We start from the raw sequence: 3750 nt of genomic DNA, 5'->3' as shown, positions 1-3750 counted from the left end.
CGAGACCGTGCACGAGCCGGGACCGCACGAGACCTCCGGCCGGGACACCGGCTCGTGCACGGTCTCGACGACCGGCTCCGGGGCGGGCGGGGCGACCTCGTTGCCCCAGGCGCCCTGGGCGCCCGGCAGCAGCAGGTCTTCGTCCTCGGCGGAACTCTCGGAGAGGTAGGCGAACGAGTCGGGCGCGGGGACGCCCGGCCGCTCCACCGTGCCTGCGTTCTCCGGCTGTCCCTCGCCCGGGACCCGGCCGGTGTCGGTCATGCGTACCCCTCGCCCATCGGTTAGTGCTCCTACGACCAGCTCACCCGGAACGGCGCACCCGACCGCCCCACACTGAAGAACGAGCGTGCGTCCCCAGCGGTACGAACGGCCTTCCCTGAAAGGCGACAAAGCCATTCACAGGCATTGTCCCCGCCGTACGGGCGCCGCGTCAGCCTGATCCGCGACGGTCCGCTGTGGACTGCGCCACGTTGCGCGTCCTCGGGTTGTGCCGTACCGCACACGCCTCGCAACGGGCGTGTTTTCGTGACATCGGCCGACGGGTCGGCAGGCGTCCGAGTTGCGGTACAACGATCGGCCAGCCTACCGCGCGCGATCCGGCGGCCCGTTCGCGGGGACGGCATCGGAACGGGCGGGCGCGCTCAGGGAGTACGCGGCGGCAGTGTGCCGCTGAGCAGGAACGCGACGCTCCGCTCGGTCTCCGTCCAGGCCTTGGTGTCGAGTTCGACGGACTGCAGGAGGGCGCACTCGACCCGGTAACCGTGCTCGGTCAGCTCACGGCCGATCCGCTCGGCCGCGTCGCGGGTGGCGGCGTGCGTGACGATGCGCTGCGGGCGGCGGTCGGCCACCGCCAGGACCACGGCCGCTCCCCCGCCGCCGACGCGGACCACGTCCGGTTCGGGGAGGTTCTCCAGCACCTGCGGGGCGGTGCCGTGCACGATCTGGAGCTGGACGCCGTGCCGGCGGGCGGTGGAGTCGGTGCGCGCGCAGGCGCGCGGGTCGCTGTCGACGGCGAGGACCGCGGCACCGGCCCGTGCCGCCTCGACGGCGAAGGCACCGCTCCCGCAGCCGATGTCCCACACGAGGTCGCCGGTCCTGGGGCCGAGCCGAGCGAGCTGGGAGACGCGCAGCGGCTCCCGTTCGCCCTCGCCGAGGCCGCCGCCGTAGGCGTCGGCCGGCAGCGTCCAGCCGCGCGGGCCGGCGGCGGGGTCGCGGCCGGCGATCCAGCCCCCGGACGCGGTGGCGGGCTGGCCGCCGACGACGATGACGACGTTCGGGTCGCGCCAGGTGTGGTCGGCGGCCTTGTCGGAGGTGACGACGCTGACCTGCTCGCGCGCGGTGCCCAGTTCCTCGCAGATGACGAAGGTGCGGTGGACGCCCTCCATGAGCAGGCCCAGTTCGGCCGGGCCGGCGCCGGGAGACGTAAGAACCGCCACTTTGGTGTGGGCGCGGCATACATTCACCGCGCGTCGCAGGGTCCGGGGATGTGCGACCACCACGTGTGCGTCGTCCCAGGGCATGCCGGCTCGGGCGAAGGCGGCGGCCACGGAGGAGACGGCGGGGACGACCTCGACCTCCAGGCCGAACTCGGGTGCGCGCAGGGTCCGTACGACGCCGAAGAAGCCCGGGTCGCCGTCGGCGAGGACCACCGCGGTGCCGCGGTGGCCGGCGACCCGGCGGGCGGCCAGGGCGGCGCTGCCGAGCCGGACCCGCTCGGCGCCGGCGGGCACCTCGGGAAGTTCCAGGTGGTGCGCGGCGCCCGCCACCAGTGTGGCGGCGCTCAGCGCGGCGCGGGCCGCTGCGGTCAGCGGCGAACCGTCCCAGCCGATCACCGTGACCCGGTCGGCCATCGTCGTCAGTCTCCTGGTGTGCGCGGATCGTCTTGCGGGGTGCGGTCGGCCGCTCCGCCCGCGGGCGGGCTTGGTGAGAGTACCCGGTACGGGCGGGGTCCGGGGCGACCCGCCACCGGCCGTCCGTCCGGAAGGGTTCCGAAGGAGGGTCAGCTCCAGTCGGTGAAGGCGGTGAACTGTCCGGTGTCGGCCAGCTGTTCGGCCGAGCCCTCGAGGTCCTCCGGCAGCAGGCTCCACACGATGAAGTCGGTGCGCACGTCCGTGCGGACGCCGTCGTCGCCGCGGACGTGGACTATGCAGGCGTTGCGCAGGACGCCCTCGCTGAGGCAGCCGATCTTCTGGGCGACCTGCTGCGCGGCGGTGTTGTCGGCGGCCGTGCGCAGCTCGACGCGTTCCAGCTTCTGGTCGCCGAAGAGCCACTGGGCCGTGGCCATGGCGGCCTCGGAGGCGTAGCCCTCGCCGCGCGCCCAGGGGGCGACGATGTAGGAGAGTTCGGTGGAGCGGATGTGCCAGTCGGTCTTGGTCAGCTGGACGACGCCCACCAGGCGCTGGGTGAGGAACTCGGTGACGGCGAGGTCCAGGCCGCGTCCGGCCGCCCGTTCGGCGGGGGCGTACTCGGTGATCCAGGTGCGGGCGGCCTGCTCGGTGAAGGGCTGGGGGACGTCGGTCCAGGCGGCGACCTGCTCGTCGTTCATCATCTCGGTCAGCGGGGGGACGTCGTCCTCGTCGAGGGGACGCAGCACCAACCGCTCCGTGCTGATGGAGATGTTGGGGAAGGTGCTGCTCGTCATGCGCCGCTCCGTAACCTTCGTGACCGTCGGACACCGCTGAACTGCCCAGCATGCAGTATGAAAGCGCCGGGCCGCACCACGGGGTCCACTCCGTGTGCCGGAGTGGACCCCGAGAGTGCCGGGCGCGGTGCGGACGGCTGTGCGCCGCCTCGTGCGCCCGGCCGTGCACCCCGTCGCCGGTGGCGCGTGCCGTCCGGGCCGGACGGCGGATCAGAAGGCGGCGACGACCGAGCCGGCGTACTTGTCGTCGATGAACTTCCTGACCTCGTCGGAGGTGAGCAGCTCGGCGAGCTTCTTCACGCGCGGGTCGCCCTCGTTGCCCTCCTTGACGGCGAGGAAGTTGGCGTGCGGGTTGCCCTCGGCGGCCTCGAGGACGAGGGCGTCCTCGGCCGGCTTGAGGTCGGCCCCGATGGCGTAGTTGCCGTTGACGACCGCGGCGTCGACGTCGGCCAGGGCGCGCGGCGTCTGGGCCGCCTCCAGCTCCTTGAACTTGAGCTTCTTCGGGTTCCCGGTGATGTCCGAGGGCGTCGCCTCGAAGCCGACGCCCTCCTTGATCGTGATGATCTTGTTGGCGGCGAGCAGCTGCAGTGCGCGCCCCTCGTTGATGGTGTCGTTGGGGATGGCGATGGTCGCGCCGCTCTTCAGCTCGTCGGCTTCCTTGACCTTCTCGGAGTAGAGGCCGAGCGGCTCCAGGTGCACGTCGCCGGCGGGCACGATGTGGGTGCCGTTCTTCTTGTTGAAGTCGTCGAGGTAGGCCTGGGTCTGGAAGTAGTTGGCGTCCACCGAGCCGTCCTCCGTGGAGGTGTTCGGCGTGACGTAGTCGGTGACCTCCTTGACCTCCAGGTCGAGCCCGGCCTTCTCCGCGAGGTTGTCCTTGACGAAGTTGAGGATCTCGGCGTGCGGCACGGGGCTCGCTGCGACGGTCAGCGGGCCGGAGGCGTCGGACCCGGAGGACTCCTCCTGCGAGCCGCAGGCGGTGAGGCCGAGGGTGAGGGCTCCGGCGGCGAGGACGGCGGTGGTGATCTTGATGGTGTTACGCACGAAAAGTGCCTTTCCTTCAGGGTGGTGCGGCCCCGACTCGGGGTGGTGCGGGGCCGCACCACCCTGAA

Annotated in this window: 4 protein-coding genes; all 4 read right to left on the bottom strand. The window is 72.2% G+C overall.

The annotated features are described in order from the left end of the window. Positions 1–261, bottom strand: a 261-nt coding sequence (locus tag AOK18_RS33650; protein ID WP_157865146.1) for a hypothetical protein, incomplete at its 3' end; no start/stop codon positions are given. A 380-nt stretch (positions 262–641) separates the two neighbouring features. Continuing rightward, the gene (cbiE, locus tag AOK18_RS22575) at positions 642–1850 is read right to left on the bottom strand and encodes a precorrin-6y C5,15-methyltransferase (decarboxylating) subunit CbiE (protein WP_055695525.1); all 1209 of its coding nucleotides are present in this window, start codon (positions 1848–1850) and stop codon (positions 642–644) included. Between the two features lie 149 nt (positions 1851–1999). After that, positions 2000–2641, bottom strand: a complete 642-nt coding sequence (locus AOK18_RS22570) for a GNAT family N-acetyltransferase (protein WP_055571973.1) — start codon at positions 2639–2641, stop codon at positions 2000–2002. A gap of 210 nt (positions 2642–2851) precedes the next feature. Next, positions 2852–3682: a MetQ/NlpA family ABC transporter substrate-binding protein gene (locus tag AOK18_RS22565; RefSeq protein ID WP_055571972.1), complete on the bottom strand. Its 831-nt coding sequence runs from the start codon at positions 3680–3682 to the stop codon at positions 2852–2854. Positions 3683–3750: the final 68 nt, after the last annotated feature.

The sequence above is a fragment of the Streptomyces prasinopilosus genome, from assembly GCF_001419695.1.
In the GTDB taxonomy this organism is placed as follows: domain Bacteria; phylum Actinomycetota; class Actinomycetes; order Streptomycetales; family Streptomycetaceae; genus Streptomyces; species Streptomyces prasinopilosus.
The sequence above is the reverse complement of the archived record's forward strand: the minus strand, read 5'-3'. Positions and strand labels throughout refer to the sequence as shown.